The following is a 19,512-nucleotide window of genomic DNA, read 5'->3' on the forward strand; positions in this document are numbered from 1 at the left end:
AGATGGGTCTCTATAAACCATTACGCTATGCTATTTTGCATGTAGGTGCTAGTAGCATGAGTATTACTATATTAGAGTATCAAACAATCGATAAGGTAAAAGTAATTGATTACGCACGGCGAGAAGTCACATTTGGAGAAGAATTGTTTCAAACGAATCGATTAAGCTTTAAGACGATTGAGGAAATATGTGTAGTATTAAAAGGCTATAAATCGCTTATGGCCGATTATGGTATATCACGGTATAAATTATATGGTACCGCTGTAGTGCGAGAAGCGATTAATCGTCGCAGTATTTTAGATCAAATTTTTATTCATACAGGTATGCGCGTTGAAGTGGTTGATATGCCTAAGGAAGTATATTATAAATATTTTCTACTATACTTTTCTATGAATGAGGAACACTTGTTACGTGATGATGAAGCGGTGCTATTTTTAGAAATGAGTTCTGGTGGTGTAGGGTTGACCGTTTGGAAAGGTGGATCTATGCTGTTTCAAAGAAATGTGCATAGTGGATCCTTGCGCATTATGGAATCCTTTAACCGTAATGAACGGGCGGCAGCCACATTTCCAACGGCTGTAGCAGAATATATACGGCGTATGATTTCTCCTTTAAAAGCGGAATTACAAGAATGTCATATTACGAGCATTGTCTTATCTGGTGATGAAGCACGACTCATTGCGAAACTTATGAATTATGGAGAAGTATCAGATGCAACACGTAGTATTGATCCCCAGATTTTTAACGATTTCTTTGATTCCTTTCATGGTGTAACTGCGACAAAATTGATCAATCGATTTCATTTACCAGAATTTAAAGCACATATATTAATGCCGACTATTATTTTACATCATGAGTTGATTAGTATGATTCGTCCTAAGCGACTATTGATGAATCGTGCATCTTTTTCAGAAGGTATTAGTTTATATTATGGCGCAGAATACGAAAAACATCCCTATTTACATATGTTGAGGGAACAAAATATACAGTTGGCTCGTGCTATTGCAGCCCGTTATCATACAGATGCATTGCATGATCGAGAAGTAGAACGATTTAGCTTGCAATTTTGCCAAGCCTTAACATCCTATGGATTGCCAGAACGTTGGGCCTACTTGAGCCGCTTCGCAGCCATTTTATGCAGTGTAGGGAAATATGTAAGTCTTCGTAACCATGGGGAACACTCGTATCATATCATTATGGGTACAGATATTTTTGGCTTGTCGGAACAGGAAAAAGAAGTAGTGGCTAATGTGGTGTATTATCACTATAAAGGGACACCTAGTGATGATGACGACAATTTTTCCAAACTTACAGAATTACAAAAGATACAAGTGACTAAATTGGTGGCGATTATTCGCACTGCTTGTTCCTTAGATGCAGGTAGCAATCAAAAGGTAGAAAGTATTGATATTCAGATTGAGGATAATATGGTTCATGTCATTGCGTATACACAAGAAGATATTTCCTTAGAAGAATGGATCTTTAAACGTGATTCTGAATATTTCACAGAAATTTTTGGCATGGAAATTCAATTGATCATTCGGAGGAATAGGTAATGTTTACTAATTCTAAATATTATTTTAATCGCGAACTGTCGTGGTTAAAATTTAATCAACGTGTCTTATCAGAATCAATGGATTGCCATAACCCTTTGTTAGAACGGTTGCGATTTATTGCGATTACTAGTTCTAATTTAGATGAGTTTTTCATGATTCGCGTGGCTGGTTTACGTCATAAAGCTATGACGGATCCGATTGATTACGATCCAGCACATATGAATGCGTCTATGCAGCTCAAAGCCATCGATGATTCTGTACGTCGCCTAGTGCATATGCAATATACGTATGTTAATAAAGTGTTAGAATTATGTGAAGCAGAAGGTTTATGTATTAAGAAAATCGATGAATTAACAGAGTCTCAAAAAGAATGGTTACAGTCTTATTTTGAACGTGAGGTATATCCTGTTGTTACCCCTCTAGCCGTTGACTCTGGACATCCATTTCCTCTGTTAGCAAATCATACGATTAATACAATCGTACAAATTAAGCGACAAGGTACAAAAGATGAAGAGGACATAAAAATTGCGATTTTACCAATTCCATCTGTGTTAAATCGATTAATTGAAGTGCCTAATAAAGAGACTAAAGAACATCATTTTATCTATTTGGAAGATGTGATTCGATACTTTGCAAAGGATTTCTTTTTAGGGTACACTATTGAAAGTGCTATGACATTCCGTGTTACAAGAGATGGCGATTTATCCATCGATGAAGAAGATACGAAAGACCTACTTACAGAAGTAGAAGCTTCATTGCGTAGACGTCGTCGTGGTGACGTGGTACGTATCGAAGTGAGTGGCACAGGTGATATGGAATTATTAGAATTTCTTTTACAAAGTTTGCAACTAGAAAAATCGGCAGCCTATCGTATTGATGGTCATTTGGATTGTCGTATGTATTTTTCCATTTGTGATATGCCTGGGTATGAACATTTGCGCTTTCCTCCGTTTGAACCACATCAACCACAAGAATTAATCGGGGTCGCTCCTTCATCTTTATTTGATGCTATTCGTGAACGAGATATTTTTGTTCATCACCCTTTTGAAACGTTTACCGTCGTAGAAGATTTTGTGGCACAAGCAGCTATTGATCCTGGAGTGTTGGCGATTAAGCAGACCTTATACCGCGTTAGCGGTCATTCACCTATTATCAAGTCCTTAATGAAAGCCGCTGATAATGGCAAACAAGTGACCGTATTGATGGAAGTAAAAGCCCGTTTTGATGAAGAAAATAATATTCAAATGGCACGGCGGTTAGAAAAAGCAGGTTGCCATGTTATTTATGGATTAAAAGGACTCAAAACGCATTCGAAGATTACGATGGTGGTTCGTAGAGAAGCAGATGGCATTCGCCGCTATGTGCATGTGGCGACAGGCAATTATAATGGTAAAACAGCTCGTATGTATACGGATTGTGGTATTTTTACGTGTAATGATGAGTATGGTGCAGATGCGTCTAGTTTCTTTAATGTCATTTCTGGCTATTCTGATCCGCCACTATGGAATAAATTTATTGTAGCCCCTTTGAATTTGCGAGAAAAAATTATCGAACATATTGACAATGAAATTCAACAGGCAAAGGCGGGCAACCCAGCTTATATGATTGCAAAAATGAATTCTTTGTTGGATAAGAAAGTGATTGCAAAATTATATGAAGCTTCTTCAGCGGGAGTAAAAATTGATTTAATTGTACGTGGCATTTGTACATTGCGTCCCGGTATTACTGGCGTTAGTGATACCATATCTGTACGGTCTATTGTAGGTAGATTTTTAGAACACCATCGGTTATTTTACTTTTATAATGGGGGCCATGAAAATATATTTCTTTCCAGTGCTGATTGGATGCCTAGAAATTTAAATGAACGGGTGGAATTGATGATTCCCGTTGAAGATAAACGACATAAAACACGTATTATGGATATTCTACGCTTGTATTTAGAAGATAATCAAAAAACACATATAATGCGTGCTGATGGTAGCTATAGAAAGACAGTGAATCATGAACATCCTATTTCAGCACAAGAAGAATTGATGCGAGAAGCTAAAGAAGCCGACACAGAACGCATGACTGTGATTGAACGATTGCAACCAATTTATAAGTCATAATGGCCGCTATGATGTTTCATTATAGTTAGTGTATTTCTTTGTAGATGTAGACATTGAATTTTTATAGACTAGAAAGAAGTCGATAGAATTATAGGTTAAAAAGCAATGAATAACCAATTATTTCTAGAAAATGTTATGTATATGCTACTTTTATAAGAACTACCATAGAATCTAGTCTACGGTTGATTTGTACAAGTCATATTGATGGGGATAATGAGTGGTAGATAGTATGCACGAGTGAGAGATTACGTGAGTCATTACAGGAGATATGATATGTTGAAAGAAGTCATTGTAGTAGAAGGAAAATCTGATGTACAACGTATTTCACAAGCTGTGGAAGCAGATTGTATTATAACGGAAGGTTTTAATCTACATAAACGACAATTGGATAAAATTCGCGTAGCCTATGAAAAACGAGGTATTATTATTCTCACGGACCCTGATTATGCAGGAGAGCGTATTCGTCGTTTTTTGGCAAAACGATTTCCTCAGGCACAACACGCTTTTGTGCCGAGAGAGGAGGCCTTTGCTAATGATGATATTGGCATCGAACAAGCATCGCCAGAAGCCATTCGTAAAGCCTTATCAGTATTACATACGCATAGCATGACATCATCTAATGAGTTCTCAATGACTGACTTGGTAGCACATGAGTTGATAGGAGCTGATAATAGCGTTCATAGACGCACACAATTAGGTGCTGCGTTAGGCATAGGTTATGGTAATGGAAAACAATTTTTATATCGCCTTAATCATTATGGCATTAGTCGCCAGGACTTTGAAACGGCGATACGTGATATAGAATAGAATACATTTTTGGTAAGTATAAGCGATAATAGGATTAAATGGATAGAGAAAAGGAGTCTGTATGTTAGAATCAGTAATTGCAAGCCCAGAAGTTGTACACTATGTGTGTAAACGCTTTGGCATTCATATGAGTAAAAAGTTAGGACAAAACTTTTTAATTCGTCGCTCCGTGGTTGATGAAATTGTACATGCTGCTAATGTAACAGAAAGTGATCGCGTCCTTGAAATTGGACCTGGTATCGGTACATTAACCCAAGGATTAGCACAAACAGGTGCTACGGTAACAGCGATTGAGTTAGATCGACGGTTATTGGAAGTACTAGATACTACATTGGCCTCTTATGATAATGTACAGATTATCCATGGTGATGCATTAAGACTAGATATACCATCGATTATGAATCATCAACCATTTAAAGTAGTAGCTAATTTACCCTACTATATTACAACACCTATTATTATGCATTTATTAGAAAGTAAACTGCCTATTGAATGTATGGTTATGATGGTTCAAAAAGAAGTTGCTCAGAGAATGGTGGCGACTCCTGGCACAAAAGCCTATGGTGCTTTATCGGTAGCTGTGCAATATTACACAGAACCGGATATTGTATTAGATGTACCGCCCAAAGCATTTTTGCCAGCACCAGCTGTCAATAGTGCAGTAGTTCGTTGCACAGTGCGTACTACTCCACCAGTTGATGTGATTGATGAAAAACGATTTTTCCGTGTTGTTAAAGCTGGCTTTGAACAGAGACGAAAAACTTTTTCCAATACGATGAAGACCACAGGACTTGCCAAAGAAATGATTGCTACTATATTAGAAAAAGCTGGTATTGATGGAAATCGTCGAGGTGAAACGTTTACATTAGAGGAATTCGCACGTATAGCTAATGCGTGGTCTACCTTAGAGGTGAAATAAAGACTATGCATAGATACAAATCGTATCATTAGAATCGCTTACCATAATAAAAGAATGAGAATGTGTATATAGTACGCTTTGTATAGATAGCATTGCTTCGTACTGCTGTATGCACATTCTTATTTTTATAAGATGATGCATTATGTATATAGGGTAAACATTTTATAATCATACTAGCACATATACTAGTACATTTAGATGAGTTGATAGATAGTGGCTTATGGGATCGCACGTATAACACGAACCATAATAGGAACATCCATATAGTACATCTTTGATATAGTCAATCGTTACTATAATCGATACGATGATAGGCCACTATGTAGTCGATTACGGCATGTATACAATATATTTTCCGGTTTTACCATTGAAATTTACACAAATATATATAACTTATAGTATACTATAGAGAATATAAGTGTGTTTTGTAAGAAAAGGAGGAGTTAGTATGAGTATAAAAACTCAAAAAGCTAGTACGACGGGAATCTTGGCGTGGATTGAACGCATAGGGAACAAGGTTCCAGATATTACCATTCTATTTATTGCAGCATTTATTATTGTTTCTGTTATTTCCGCATGGTTGTCTACGATTACCTTTGATTATGTCAATCCTGCTACAGGGAAACCATTAACAGTTGTCAATATGTTAAGTGCGCAATCACTCATTACGTTGATGAGTAAAATGGTTACCAACTATTCAGGATTCCCTCCATTAGGGATGGTTATTGTTGCTACATTAGGTGTGGCCATTGCTGATGGTTCAGGCTATTTGAATATGGCGTTAAAGAAAATTTTAGCAGTAACACCTAAATGTATGATTACACCAGTAGTTATTTTAGCGGGGATGCTCAGTCATTTGGGTCCGGATTCAGGCTATGTCATTATTATTCCTATAGCGGCGTATATGTTTTATGCTTTGGGAAAACATCCACTAGCAGGCATTGCGGCTTCTTTTGCCGGTATTGCAGGTGCGTTTGCATCGAACTATACACCATCTGCTATTGACCCTGTTATACAAGGGTTTACTCAAGCAGCCGCACAGATTGTAGATCCTTCATACATGGTTAATGTATTAGCCAATTATTATTTTGCATTTATATCCACATTTTTAGTTATACCTGCATGTTGGTATACAACCGAGAAAATTGTAGAACCATGGTTGTGGAAGATGTATCCTTTATCAGATAGTTTAGTGGTAGAAAATGATGTTAATACAGAAATTACACCACGAGAAAGTCGTGCTTTCTATATAGCTACTGGTTTCTTAGTACTAATGGCAGTCGTTCTTATTTGGGCCTTGGTACCTGCAGATAGCTTGTTCAGAGCACCTGATGGCACATTGGCTAGTTTTAAAGCACCGATTATGCAGTCTATCGTAGCCTTAATATTTTTATTTGCTGGCGGTGTAGGTGTTGTTTATGGCGTAGCATCTGGTAAGTTTAAAACAACACGAGATTTTACTAAGTCTATGGAAGATATGACACACACGTTAGTTCAATTAATTGTATTTTACTTTTTTGCAGCACAATTTTTATATGCTTTTAATGCGTCTCAAATAGGTGCATTATTGGCTATATCTGGCGCTGAATTCTTGCGTAGTTTGGCATTACCACCACAAATTACTATTTTCGGGATTATTTTCTTTGTAGCTTTATTAAATCTTATTATTACGTCTGCATCAGCTAAATGGGCTATTTTAGCACCTATTTTTGTACCTATGTTGATGGGCGTAGGCATTGCACCAGAATTAACACAAGGCGCGTTCCGTATTTCTGATTCCGCCGTTAATGTGGTAACGCCTATGTTTGCATTTTATCCATTGATTATTACCTATTGTCAAAAATATGTAAAAGAAAGTGGTATAGGCACATTGAGCTCTATGATGTTACCATATACAATTTGCCTATTAATTGTGTTAACCATTGTATTATATATTATGTGGTTCTTTGATATTCCATTAGGTTTACAAGCGTCTTATTTATATCCTCGTCCATAAGTACTAGTAAGAGTGATAGGCATCTTTTAATAGTACAGGAAATCGTGGATAGATAGCCAGTTAAGGCTTAGAAAAATAGACAGATTAAGAAATGTAGTAAGAATAAATGAGTAGTAGTTGATAGTAGTTATGAATGATGCATAGGATCAATCTCATTCGCCGAGTAGCTGACAGAATGAATCGTACCTATACAGGTTATTAACTAGTTATTATCATGTAGAAAGGAGAACAAGGCGTTTTGATAGGCCTTGGTACATAGTTATGGAAGACACATTGCGTACTCAATTAATAGAACGATTTAAAAGATATACATCTATTGAAAGTCAAAGCTCTGCCGCCTCTACCACGGTACCTAGTACACCAGGACAATGGAATATGGCAAAAGAGTTAGTGCAAGAATTAACCAAACTAGGACTTGTAAATATTGAACTTAGCGAGTTTTGTGTAGTTACTGCTAAGTTGCCAAGCAATATAGCAACACCAGTAGCGAAAGTTGGCTTTTGTGCTCATTTAGATACGGTGAATGTTAACTTGAATCCGCATATTAACGCTCAATTGATTCATTATGATGGTGGTGATATTTGCTTGGATCCACAAGATGATATATATATTCGATTAAGCGAACATCCAGAACTGGATAGGTATAAAGGTCAGGATATATTTGTCAGCGATGGACATAGTGTGCTAGGCGCGGATAATAAAGCGGCTATTAGCTCGATTATGACTGCTTTAGAATATTTTATATCGCATCCAGAGGTACGCCATGGAGATATTTATGTTGCCTTTGTACCAGATGAAGAAATTGGATTAGTTGGATCGAAACATATGGACATGGCAAAATTCCCTGTTGATTTTGCCTATACGCTTGATTCCTGTGAATTAGGCGAAGTCGTGTATGAAACATTTAATGCAGGGCAAGGAATTATCCAGATAGAAGGTGTTAGTGCCCATCCTATGTCGGCTAAAGGTGTGTTGCTTAATCCTACGTTGGTAGCAGTTGACATAGCTAATTGTTTCAATCGATTAGAAACACCAGAGAATACAGATGGTACAGATGGTTACATTTGGGTACAAGAAATTCATTCGAATCAAAGTACAGCTACGGTTACATTAAATATTCGAGATCATCACAAAGATCGCTATGAAGCTAAAAAAATATATATTATTGATGCGGTAGAATGGATGCGAAAAAAATACCCTCGTGCTACTATTACATGTACTATTACCGATATATATGGCAATATTAATGATGCTATTACAGAGGATAATAAATATTGTATCGATTATATTTATCAAGCTATGAAAGAACTAGACATTACACCTAAGACGATTGCTATGCGTGGTGGTACAGATGGTTCCTTTATTTCTACGCAGGGCATTCCAACGCCTAATTTTTTCACAGGAGCTCATAATTTCCATTCCTATGCAGAGTTTTTGCCAATAGACTCTTTTGTTAAATCTTGTCAAATGATTTTACAAATTAATGATTTGATTTGTCGTCCATAAGTTAACATAGTATGGTATAATGAGTACTGTTGAAACATAGTATTATAAAACATTGTACTGTTTATATAGTGAAAATAGGTTAATGATTGTCATTATGCTATCTGTCAATAAGTATGGCGTAATTTAAAATCTTTATGATGTGAATATATACACAGTGTTTAATTAATAAAGCTAAGTAACGAATAAAAGTAGGAAAGTAAGGGTGTATAGTTTATGTCACAATTGGATTCTAAGAATACACATATGAGTCAGATTGCATCATCGCATATTGCAGGTTTAGATGGATTAAAAGCCATTGCTATTATAGGTGTTACTTTATTTCATATGTTCCCAGATAGTGTATGTGGTGGTTATTTAGGGGTATGTTTATTTTTCGTAATTACAGGCTATTTATTAGCCTATACAAGTGCGAACCCTAGTCATCCATTTTCTCTTGGCACATATGTGATGAAACGATTGCAACGAATTTATCCACCATTATTGATTACCGTATTGGCCACGGTAGGCATATTTTATTTTATACTGCCCCATGCGATTTCGGCGATTCGAATGGAAGTACTGTCTATCTTTCTAGGCTATAATAACTGGTGGCAGATCAGTCAAAATGCGAACTATTTTACGCGCCTCATGAATGCTTCGCCGTTTACCCATCTGTGGTTTATTGCAGTAGAAATGCAGTACTTTATTATTTGGCCTATTCTATACTATCTATATCAGTGGTTAACTAAGAAAACAAAGAATATATATTATGGAATTACGGTGATTGGTATAGTAGGGGTAGTATCTGCTAGTATAATGCCTTTGTTGTATATACCAGGACAAGATGTGACTCGTCTGTATTATGGTACGGATACAAGATTATATGCCTTGTTGTTCGGAGCTATCTTAGGATTGTTACGTGCTAATTATGGCAATCAGCAAATAATCGTAGGAAGTAAAAAAATTGTTAGTATCATATTAGCCTTTCTCCTAGTAGCAGGATTATTAGTGGCCTATGTCAGCCTTAATGGCCAAGAACCAATTGTATATCAAGGGGGCATGGTACTAATTACTGTAGGCCTTTTGTTGCTCGTTAAATTAGTAGAATGCAATAGGGCCACTTTAGGGAATTGGTTAGATACGCCTATATTAAAATGGTTAGGACAACAAAGTTATGGCATTTTCCTTTGTCAATATCCTGTGTTATTTGCCTTTCACCGACTACATAGGAATGGACAAATTTCTAACGAATACCTATGTAATTTATTGATAATTATCACCATTTTACTAGGGGCTACTTTTATTGATTATATGACCAAGGGTATGCAGCGCATATCAAGTATGTTAGGATTATGGCGATTATGTAAGGATACATTTATAAGAATAGTGGCACTTTTAATAGTTCTTGCCATGGCAGTAGGTATATACGGTGTGGCCATATCGTCAGATCAAAAAGTACAGGAGCAAAATGAATTAGAGAGCCGATTAGCAGCGATTCAAGCGAAACAGGATGAGGAAAATGAAAAAGCGCGGCATCAACAAGAACTATCGCAAGCAGCCGTTAAGAAAGCGTTAACGAACGTGGCAGCTATCGGTGATTCTGTTATGTTAGGATCGTCTGATGCATTACGAAATGAATTGCCAGGTGTGTATATTGATGCAAAAGTATCACGCTATGTAGGGGCAGGATTAGATATTGCTAAACGCATGGATGAAGAAGGGCGCCTTGGAGACGTTGTCTTAGTGGGGTTAGGCACAAATGGACCGATTACGGGATACTACGAACATGAAACGAATGATCTCATTAATTATTTAGGAGCGAATCGACACATATTTTGGATTAATGTGTATTGCCCCGATCTAGATTGGCAAACTAGTAATAACCGATATCTAGAGCAATTAGCAAAAGAACATCATAATATAACGATTATTGACTGGTATGGCGCCGTATCAAAGCACCCAGAATGGTTAGGTGAAGATGGCGTACACCCTAATGATAAAGGCGTAAAAGCCTATGCTACGTTGGTTCGGGATAGTATAGAACGACGCTATAAAGACGAAATAAGTTAACCATATATGAGACTGTAAGAAAAGGATAGTCATACTTTCAGGGTTATAGGACAAAACGTGTTGTTTTAAATGCTGATAGAACTAGAAAATATCTAGTTCTATCAGCATTTTATTTTTTAGTGAACTGTAAAGGACTGACAAAATGTGTTGTCAAAAAACTGAAAGTCCTTGCATTTACTGGCCTGAATAGGGTTTTATCTTTATAGAAATATATTTTTTTTGAAGGAGTATTTTTATGAAAAATGTTAGATGCCCTAATTGTGGCTTTAGTTGTAGAAAACATGGTAGGGCTAATGCAGGTTCTTAAAAATGGATATAGAGGCAGTGTAGATATTCATTTACGAATATAATTACAAAAGATGAAGTCGAATTACAATTGTTTTAAAATGGTTGTTTGGCACGAATACTCAGAATGAAATACTAAGACGAGACCGTAGTTTTTGTAGATTGTAGGTGCATCATGATTCATATAACCATATTAGGAGCTCTTATAAGTTATAAGCAGTTGACTGTGTTAAAACACTATTATTTACGAGGAGTAAATTGATTAGCAAGAGAACGCATACGCTGATAGACTGGTTAGCAAAGGATCGATAAAAATGACACTAAGGGATGATTTACAAGTATTTGTTGTAAAACATCCCTTGTACATTAAAAAAGAAAGAGCTAACGAAGATAATAGTATCATTGTTGTTAGCTCTTTCTATGTGTTTGGTGGAGCGGCTGATGGGAATCGAACCCACCTCTCAAGCTTGGGAAGCTCGCATTCTACCGATGAACTACAGCCGCATAGAATACTTTACTATTATAGCATATTTCATAGGTGGTTTGTCTATAGGTATAATCTATTACAAAATATAGGTTTTGAATATGAATTGCTATACAGATAATCATTTATTTATATAATAATTCTATGATAAGATGATACACATCAGCATTACTTGATAAATGCTAGTATAATAAAATGATTTATTATCAATATAATGTATTACCTCATGCAGCAATACTAGATAGGAGCATGTTATGCCAGTCACGGTTGTTAAAAATCTACCAGCTATTGAAAAGTTGGCACAAGAGAATATTTTTGTTATGGATACGATACGTGCAGAGTCACAAGATATTCGCCCTTTAAATATATTAGTTGTGAATTTGATGCCTACCAAGGAAATTACAGAAACACAATTGCTTAGAGCCTTGAGTAATACTCCCTTACAATTAGATGTTACGTTTTTACACACTGCTTCAAGGACAGCGAAACATGTAGCAGAAAGCCATTTGGAAAGCTTTTATCGAACGTTTGAAGAGATTAAAACGAAATATTTTGATGGCATGATTATTACAGGCGCTCCAGTGGAGTTGATGGATTTTGAGGAAGTAGACTATTGGCAAGAATTATCTGATATTATGAATTGGAGCAATAGCCATGTTTACTCTAATTTGTACATATGCTGGGGTGCACAAGCCGCTATGTACTATCATTTTGGCATTCATAAAAAATTATTGACCTCAAAACTATTCGGCGTATTTGAAAATGAAATGTATGAAGATCATCCTATGTTAATGCGAGGGATGAATGAAATATTTTATATGCCCCATTCACGCCATACTACGGTGGATATGGATGAAGTTCAAGAACATGATGAATTACAAGTGCTTGCTGGATCCAAGGAAACAGGAGCCGCTATTGTTAGAAGCTTAGACAATCGGCATGTATTTATATTCGGCCATGCAGAATATGATTGGAATACGTTAAAGTTAGAATATGAACGAGATAAAGCACTGGGACTCGATATAGAATTACCTAAGAACTATTATCCTGATGATGATAGTACTAAGCGTCCTATTGTGCGTTGGAAATCGACAGCTACTATCTTATATACGAATTGGCTTAATTATTATGTGTATCAAGAAACGCCATTTATAGCGAATCAAATTGAAAAAATGAAACGAATCTATGTGCAACGGTAGAAAATTTTAGGATATATTGATTATCTGGGATAGCTAACATAGCTGACATAAGCTATTGAGCAATAGAATATATATTTCTTATAGTTTTAGACTATACCTATGCATACATAATTACTATGATGAAATCTAGCATATATGCTGTATTTGTGTAGACAAAGAAGTTAAAACATAGTAAAATGATATGCATTAAGAGAAGAAAGAGATAATATAGTAGCGTGAGAAACTACTATGGGTGTAGAAAAAAGAAGGAGAGATCATTATGAGTACACAGTATAAATTTGAAACATTACAATTGCATGCAGGTCATACCATTGACCCTACCGGTGCTAGAGCAGTACCGATTTACCAATCTACAAGTTTTGTATTTAAAGATGCAGAGCAAGCGGCAGCACGATTTGCCTTAACAGATCCAGGTGCTATTTATTCTCGATTGGGAAACCCTACTAATGATGTGCTAGAAAGTCGTGTGGCCCAATTAGAAGGTGGCGCCGGTGCCATTTCTGTTGGTTCAGGTTCCGCTGCCATTACCTACGCCATTATGAATGTAGCTGATGCAGGTGATAATATTGTTGCAGCATCTACGTTGTATGGTGGTACGTATTGCTTATTTAGTACTACTTTAGAACGGGTTGGCATCCATACGAATTTTGTAAATCCAGATCGGTTAGAAGAATTTGAAGCGGCCATTGATGATCGCACTAAAGCGATTTATATTGAATCCATTGGAAATCCAAATATTAATTTGGTAGATATACAAGCTGTTGCTGATATTGCACACAAGCATAACATTATTTTGATCGTGGATAATACATTTGGTGGCGGTGGCTATTTAATCCGTCCAATTGAACATGGGGCAGATGTGGTTGTTCATTCGGCTACTAAATATTTAGGTGGTCATGGCACTACCATTGCAGGTATTATTGTGGAAAGTGGTAAGTTCGATTATAGAGCCAGCGGTAAATATCCTCATTTTACAGAAGGAGATGAACACTACAACGGTCTTAAATGGTCTGATTTACCGACACCGTTTACTGTAAAAGTGCGAGCACAACTACTTCGTGATACAGGTGCTACCTTGGCACCACTATCGGCTTTTTCGATTATTCAAGGCATTGAAACATTGTCCTTGCGTGTGGAACGTCATGTAGAAAATACTAGAAAGGTAGTTGAGTTTCTATCAAACCATGAAAAAGTAGCGTGGGTGAATTATCCAGAACTTCCTACGAGTCCATATAAACACTTAGCGGATAAGTACTTTACGAAAGGTGTAGGAGCTATTTTTACCTTTGGCATTACAGGTGGCAAAGAAGCTGGCGTACGATTTGTGGATGCATTGCATATTTTTTCTAATTTGGCAAATGTAGCTGATGCGAAGTCATTAGTAATTCATCCAGCTAGTACAACGCATGCACAATTAAATGAAGAAGAACAACGGGCTGCAGGTGTATCAGAAGATATGATTCGTTTGTCAGTGGGCATTGAAAATATTGACGATTTATTAGAAGATTTAGAACAAGCACTAGCAAAAGCATAAGTGGTGTAGAATTTCATAGAATGATTGAAAACGGGAAACAAAGTAGGAGTTTCCCGTTTTTTGTCGAATATATATAAAGACAGATATTCATTTAGTATTGTAGTGTAAGTGTATGTAGAATGTTACAACCTTCTATCTATGGCATGTATGATATCTAGTGTACAGTGAGGTAGACGTATTTTTATGATAAGAGACATCCAGTTATCGTGAGTGATTGGGATTAGAGTGAGCAAGCGACAGTATTAGTGGTGTTATGTATACAATAGAGGAGTGGTATATGTATGAATCCAAAAGTGGTTATTGCCAATGCGTTTAAAATGAATTATGATAAGAAACTAGATTTTTCAGTAATTAAGGGACATGTTGAAGCCTATGATGATACCACGGCAGATGAGTTATTATTGCGCATTCAAGACGCGAATGTGTTAGTCACCAAAGAGATGCCCGTAACAGCTAGCATGATTGATAGATTTCCTGGTTCGGTTACATTACTAGTAGAGGCAGGTACGGGGTATAATAATATTGATATTGAGGCGGCCACTAAGAAAGGTATTACTGTATGTAATATTCCAGCCTATAGTTCAGAGCGTGTAGCTCATACAGCAATTATGATGGTCTTACAATTATCATCTATGATGCAACAACAAATTCGCATGTTACAGGCCAAGGATTATAGAAATTTTACGGACCATTTGATGGTTCCTCACAGAGAAGTCAATGGAAAGACAATTGGTCTTATTGGTTGTGGCGGCATAGGTACAGTGGTCATGAAAGTGGCTCGCGCCTTAGATATGAACGTATTAATCTATAAGCGTCATCCAGGTCATAATGAACCAGGTGTTACGTATGTTACATTGCCTGAACTATTGGCCCAGTCTGATTATGTGTCTTTGCATTGTCCATTAACAGAAGAAACGAAACATATTATCGATGCTAAGGCTTTGAAGAGTATGAAAGACAGCGCTTTTTTAATTAACACTGCTCGCGGTGCATTAGTAGACGAAAAAGCGTTGATTGCTGCGTTAGTACATCATGACATTGCTGGAGCAGGTCTTGATGTACAGGAAGTAGAGCCGCCAGCTATGGATAGTCCACTTTATACATTAGATAATGTGATTATTACGCCACATATGGGATGGAAAGGATTAGAAACAAGAGAACGGTTAGTAAGTATTATTGCTGATAATATAGAACAATTTTTTAATGGTACACCAATTAACGTAGTTAATGGATAATTAAAAAGCACTGATAGTAAGCATGTACTATCAGTGCTTTTGGTGTATATAGATTTTCTAAGAATCAGTTATTATAGTTGTTTAAGTAAGGCTACTAAATACGTATATATACGTGTGACAGATGGTAAATATACTTTTTCTTCTGGTGTATGAGCACCAGTGATAGTTGGACCAAAACTAATCATTTGCGTATTTGGTAAAGCACCTTTTAATAAACCACATTCAAGGCCAGCGTGGATGGCTGTTACCTTTGGCTCTTTGCCAAACATCGTTGTATATAAGCTAATAGCTTGTTCTTCTAATTTAGATCCCGCATCATATTCCCAAGCAGGATAACTACCAATTACTTCATGTTGTAAGCCTAGTACATCGGCTAGGCGCAATAATTTGTCTTTAATAAATGCTAATGTATTTCTATTGGAACTGCGAATGGAGATTAATATGTCAATCGTATGATCAGATTCTTTGACAATGGCTAAATTATTACTAGCTTCCACTAAATTATCTAAGGATTGACTCATTGAAAATACGCCATTAGGGGCTAAGAATAAGAATGTAATTAATGCTTCAGTAGTGTCATCGGCATAGACCGTATTAGGTATAGTTGCATCGGTAACAACAATCGTTAAATCTTTGTCTTGTGGCGTAAACTCTGCACGATATGCTAGTGCTTTAGCAATAAACCAGTTTTTAATAGCCGGTACATCTTCTTTTTTTACCGTTAGTAGACAAGTTGCCTTACGAGGAATGGCATTATGTTTTGAACCGCCGTGAAAGTTAGCAAGTTGGTAGGAATATTCATGAGATAGGTCATAAAGAGCTCTGGCTAGTATTTGCAATGCATTAGCCCGTTGTTTATGGATTTCAATGCCAGAGTGGCCACCTAGTAATCCATCAATCGATATTTCTAATGCAGCATCATAGATGTCACTTGGATATTCTCTAAGTAAAGGAATACCTACATCGATACGGCAACCGCCAGCACAACTTACGATAAACTCTCCTTCTACTTCTGTATCGATGTTGAGTAAATACTGACCTTGAAGGGCACCTTTTTTGATGGCTGCAGCCCCTTCCATACCAGTTTCTTCGTTAGTGGTAAATAGACCTTCTAGTGGACCGTGGGCAATGGTAGAAGAATCAAAGACTGCTAATGCCATAGCTACTCCCATTAAATTATCGGCTCCTAAGGTTGTTTTGTCAGCGTGCATCCATTCGCCATCTATAATACAGGTGATAGGATCTTTTGTGAAATCATGCGTTGCGTCGGCACTTTTTTCGCAGACCATATCGATATGACCTTGTAAAATGATGGAAGGTCTATCTTCATATCCTGGCGAAGCTGGTTTGCGCATGATTACATTCCATTGTTCATCCTGTGATACTTCTAAGTGTCGATCCTTGGCAAATTTTACTAGGAAATCACTAATTGCTTTTTCATTGCCGGATCCACGAGGAATTTTGTTCATAGTGGTAAATAAATCTAATACAACTTGTGAATCTACATTTGCATTCATGTATAGCACCTCTCTTATTGTGAATAATTCTAGTTAGTTAGAAAATAGTCATATCAATGAATATATTCTCACTATTACATTATCATATTGCTAGAGATATGACAAAGCTTTCTAGCAAAGAATAGTATATTTGATATACAATATTAATATAAGATAGAAATAAATAAGGCTACATGGAGTAACCTAGAGATACAATAAAGCACCGCAACAAGGCGTATATTAATAGTGATGGCGCGTTATCACTATAGCGTAGTCTTGTTGTAGTGCTAGTACGAGTAGAGTAGAGTAGGAGTATATTGTTATGACAAGTAAAAAAATCGTCTTAATTGGTACTGGTGGAACAATAGCAGGAAAAGGTAGTTCTGCGACTGATTTAATAGGATATACATCTGGCGTTCTATCATTGCAAGATATTATCTCATCTGTACCGGATATAAAATCCTATGGCCCCTTTGAATATATTCAGTTTTCTAATATGGAAAGTTCTGATATTATGCCAGATACTTGGTTATCATTGGCACAATTAGTAGAGTCTGTTGTAGAAGAAGATGATGTGGCAGGTGTGATTATTACACATGGCACCGATAGTATGGAAGAAACAGCTTATTTTTTACATCTTACGGTACATACGAGAAAACCCATCGTCATAACAGGAGCTATGAGGCCAGCTGGCTCTATTAGTGCTGATGGACCGCTCAACTTATTATATGCAGCACAATTAGTGCGTACAGAAGATAGCGCGGCTAAGGGTGTACTTGTTGCTCTTAATGGTTATATAGATAGTGCTAGAGATGTGACGAAAATGAATACAACGAATGTGGACACCTTTGGTAATTCTGTATTTGGTCATATGGGAATCATACAAAATGGGAAAGCGTACTTTTACTACACTTCCACTAAAAAACATACGTATCAATCACAGTTTTTTGCTAAGTCACTACACTCCTTGCCTAATGTGGCGATTGCCTATTGTTATGCAGGTATAGACCCTCAATTATTACAAGCTATATTGAGTACACGACCAGAAGGATTGATCCTGGTAGGGTTAGGACATGGGACTATTCCTGAACAGATTCGTAAGATTACTAAAGGACTTTCCATTCCCGTTGTGCGCGCTTCACGTACGCATGGTGGTATGGTATCTTCTCTAGGTTCTGATCAATTGGCTAATTATTTAGTGAGTGGCACACTAAATCCTATGAAAGCACGTATTTTGTTGATGTTAGCCTTAACAAAAACCACAGACAGAGAACGTATAGAAACGTGGTTTGAGGAGTATTAATTGGTGATACTATATAGCAGAAATACTCTCTTCTGTTAGAATGTGGTTAATGATGCAACTAAACCTTGGCGAACTGCTTTGGCTAGCGTATCGCCAAATAATGAGAAGGTACCAGCATCAGTCAAAATGTCACCAGATGTATCGATGGTAAGAATAATGCCATCAGTGGCGGATCCAGTTGCGATAGAGGTCGATTGAAGGCTAGAAATATTAGTATCCTGTAGCGCTGCTGATTTAGCTTCTGTTATAGTGATAAGGGCTTTAGCCATAGCACCGTCAGTTAACGCCTTATTCGTAAAGGCTAAAATATTAATAGTTCCCGGTGGACAGAATTCTCCCTTTTCTTCCTTATAATGGTAACCGTCACCAGCAGTGTGTGCAGTTTGTTCAATGCCAGCAGTAATTATTGTTTCTACGATGCAATCATCTTGTACGACTTTGGTATACACATGTTTTGTCATATCGGCAGAAGTAAGTAGAGCCGTACAAAAATGAATGGGCAAGTCCAATGTTTCAAATTCACTAGCTAAATAGTTAGCCACAGAACCACCTGGTAAGTCTTGCTCTGTAGTAATGAAAAAATTTAATTTTTGATTGCGAACTGCTAGGGTATGATGATATCCTCCGTTTAATTGACCTGTACTTAGTGAGTAATGTATATCATCAAAAGTAATCGTTAGGGAATTTGTATCATAATGAACATGACCACCAGTAGCTAACTGAGTGGGTGCTGGAAAAGGTGTAATCTTAGATGTATGCATAATGACCTCATAATGATGGTAATAAAATATAGTATACTGTATCTATGATGAGAAGGAGTATAGTACAGTAAATTTGAATCGTGACACTATGGACACGTATTGGGTGTAAGAAGCTACCTATCATACCGTTATTATAATTGATAATCATACTGTGATATAACGTCCTTTAAATGATTGCTATAGCATATTAGTAAGTATATCATGGACATAGATAATTGACTAATTTTATATAGAAAAGAAACTTGTATAGAGATAAGACGACACAAAAAAGATT

Annotated in this window: 13 protein-coding genes and 1 tRNA gene; 11 read left to right on the forward strand and 3 right to left on the reverse strand. The window is 36.7% G+C overall.

Annotated elements, in window-relative coordinates; all coding sequences use genetic code 11:
- The first annotated feature begins 2 nt into the window (after nt 1-2).
- The 7 genes from K357_RS0104290 (at nt 3) to K357_RS0104320 (ending at nt 10,941) form a co-directional block, all read left to right on the forward strand.
- Nucleotides 3-1,556, forward strand: a complete 1,554-nt coding sequence (locus K357_RS0104290; RefSeq protein WP_028257609.1) for a Ppx/GppA phosphatase family protein — start codon at nt 3-5, stop codon at nt 1,554-1,556.
- The gene (gene ppk1 / locus K357_RS0104295) at nt 1,556-3,664 is read left to right on the forward strand and encodes a polyphosphate kinase 1 (RefSeq protein WP_028257610.1); all 2,109 of its coding nucleotides are present in this window, start codon (nt 1,556-1,558) and stop codon (nt 3,662-3,664) included. Before K357_RS0104290 ends, ppk1 begins: the two co-directional genes overlap by 1 nt.
- Nucleotides 3,665-3,937: 273 nt before the next feature.
- Nucleotides 3,938-4,471, forward strand: a complete 534-nt coding sequence (gene rnmV / locus K357_RS0104300) for a ribonuclease M5 (protein ID WP_028257611.1) — start codon at nt 3,938-3,940, stop codon at nt 4,469-4,471.
- Nucleotides 4,472-4,532: 61 nt separating this feature from the next.
- On the forward strand, nt 4,533-5,390 hold the full coding sequence (rsmA, locus tag K357_RS0104305; protein WP_028257612.1) for a 16S rRNA (adenine(1518)-N(6)/adenine(1519)-N(6))-dimethyltransferase RsmA: 858 nt from the start codon (nt 4,533-4,535) through the stop codon (nt 5,388-5,390).
- 448 nt (nt 5,391-5,838) lie between these two features.
- The gene (locus K357_RS0104310; RefSeq protein WP_051212100.1) at nt 5,839-7,386 is read left to right on the forward strand and encodes an AbgT family transporter; all 1,548 of its coding nucleotides are present in this window, start codon (nt 5,839-5,841) and stop codon (nt 7,384-7,386) included.
- Nucleotides 7,387-7,647: 261 nt separating this feature from the next.
- Nucleotides 7,648-8,892, forward strand: a complete 1,245-nt coding sequence (pepT, locus tag K357_RS0104315) for a peptidase T (RefSeq protein WP_028257614.1) — start codon at nt 7,648-7,650, stop codon at nt 8,890-8,892.
- A gap of 213 nt (nt 8,893-9,105) precedes the next feature.
- Nucleotides 9,106-10,941 carry an acyltransferase family protein gene (locus K357_RS0104320; RefSeq protein WP_051212102.1) on the forward strand — a complete coding sequence of 612 codons (1,836 nt, stop codon included), beginning with the start codon at nt 9,106-9,108 and terminating at the stop codon, nt 10,939-10,941.
- Nucleotides 10,942-11,656: 715 nt separating this feature from the next.
- Here the strand turns inward: K357_RS0104320 and K357_RS0104330 are convergent.
- Nucleotides 11,657-11,730: transfer RNA gene (locus K357_RS0104330), tRNA-Gly, on the reverse strand.
- Nucleotides 11,731-11,964: 234 nt separating this feature from the next.
- Here K357_RS0104330 and K357_RS0104335 point away from each other — a divergent pair.
- From K357_RS0104335 to K357_RS0104345, 3 genes are all read left to right on the forward strand, one after another.
- Entirely contained in the window at nt 11,965-12,909 is a 945-nt protein-coding gene (locus tag K357_RS0104335) for a homoserine O-succinyltransferase (protein WP_028257616.1), read from the forward strand.
- A 259-nt stretch (nt 12,910-13,168) separates the two neighbouring features.
- A complete protein-coding gene (locus K357_RS0104340) occupies nt 13,169-14,443 on the forward strand; it encodes an O-acetylhomoserine aminocarboxypropyltransferase/cysteine synthase family protein (protein ID WP_028257617.1) in 1,275 nt (424 codons plus the stop codon).
- A 281-nt stretch (nt 14,444-14,724) separates the two neighbouring features.
- A complete protein-coding gene (locus tag K357_RS0104345) occupies nt 14,725-15,678 on the forward strand; it encodes a 2-hydroxyacid dehydrogenase (RefSeq protein WP_028257618.1) in 954 nt (317 codons plus the stop codon).
- 71 nt (nt 15,679-15,749) lie between these two features.
- Here K357_RS0104345 and K357_RS0104350 read toward each other — a convergent pair whose 3' ends face one another.
- Entirely contained in the window at nt 15,750-17,195 is a 1,446-nt protein-coding gene (locus tag K357_RS0104350) for an aminoacyl-histidine dipeptidase (RefSeq protein WP_028257619.1), read from the reverse strand.
- Between the two features lie 301 nt (nt 17,196-17,496).
- On the opposite strand from K357_RS0104350, the gene K357_RS0104355 reads away from it, so the two are divergent.
- Complete coding sequence (locus K357_RS0104355; protein ID WP_028257620.1) at nt 17,497-18,477, forward strand: asparaginase; 981 nt, start codon at nt 17,497-17,499, stop codon at nt 18,475-18,477.
- Nucleotides 18,478-18,512: 35 nt separating this feature from the next.
- Here K357_RS0104355 and K357_RS0104360 read toward each other — a convergent pair whose 3' ends face one another.
- Nucleotides 18,513-19,238, reverse strand: coding sequence for an adenosylcobinamide amidohydrolase (locus K357_RS0104360; protein ID WP_028257621.1), 726 nt, complete (start codon nt 19,236-19,238; stop codon nt 18,513-18,515).
- Between the last annotated feature and the right edge of the window lie 274 nt (nt 19,239-19,512).

The sequence above is a fragment of the Veillonella montpellierensis DSM 17217 genome (assembly GCF_000426745.1).
Taxonomy (GTDB): Bacteria; Bacillota; Negativicutes; order Veillonellales; family Veillonellaceae; genus Veillonella; species Veillonella montpellierensis.

Excerpts from the sequence above, each read along its gene's own strand:
- rnmV (WP_028257611.1), top strand. The coding sequence starts at position 3,938 with ATGTTGAAAGAAGTCATTGTAGTAGAAGGAAAATCTGATGTACAACGT.
- K357_RS0104355 (WP_028257620.1), top strand. The coding sequence starts at position 17,497 with ATGACAAGTAAAAAAATCGTCTTAATTGGTACTGGTGGAACAATAGCA.
- K357_RS0104350 (WP_028257619.1), bottom strand. The coding sequence starts at position 17,195 with ATGAATGCAAATGTAGATTCACAAGTTGTATTAGATTTATTTACCACT.
- K357_RS0104340 (WP_028257617.1), top strand. The coding sequence starts at position 13,169 with ATGAGTACACAGTATAAATTTGAAACATTACAATTGCATGCAGGTCAT.
- K357_RS0104345 (WP_028257618.1), top strand. The coding sequence starts at position 14,725 with ATGAATCCAAAAGTGGTTATTGCCAATGCGTTTAAAATGAATTATGAT.
- K357_RS0104360 (WP_028257621.1), bottom strand. The coding sequence starts at position 19,238 with ATGCATACATCTAAGATTACACCTTTTCCAGCACCCACTCAGTTAGCT.
- K357_RS0104290 (WP_028257609.1), top strand. The coding sequence starts at position 3 with ATGGGTCTCTATAAACCATTACGCTATGCTATTTTGCATGTAGGTGCT.
- K357_RS0104320 (WP_051212102.1), top strand. The coding sequence starts at position 9,106 with ATGTCACAATTGGATTCTAAGAATACACATATGAGTCAGATTGCATCA.
- pepT (WP_028257614.1), top strand. The coding sequence starts at position 7,648 with ATGGAAGACACATTGCGTACTCAATTAATAGAACGATTTAAAAGATAT.
- rsmA (WP_028257612.1), top strand. The coding sequence starts at position 4,533 with ATGTTAGAATCAGTAATTGCAAGCCCAGAAGTTGTACACTATGTGTGT.
- K357_RS0104310 (WP_051212100.1), top strand. The coding sequence starts at position 5,839 with ATGAGTATAAAAACTCAAAAAGCTAGTACGACGGGAATCTTGGCGTGG.
- K357_RS0104335 (WP_028257616.1), top strand. The coding sequence starts at position 11,965 with ATGCCAGTCACGGTTGTTAAAAATCTACCAGCTATTGAAAAGTTGGCA.
- ppk1 (WP_028257610.1), top strand. The coding sequence starts at position 1,556 with ATGTTTACTAATTCTAAATATTATTTTAATCGCGAACTGTCGTGGTTA.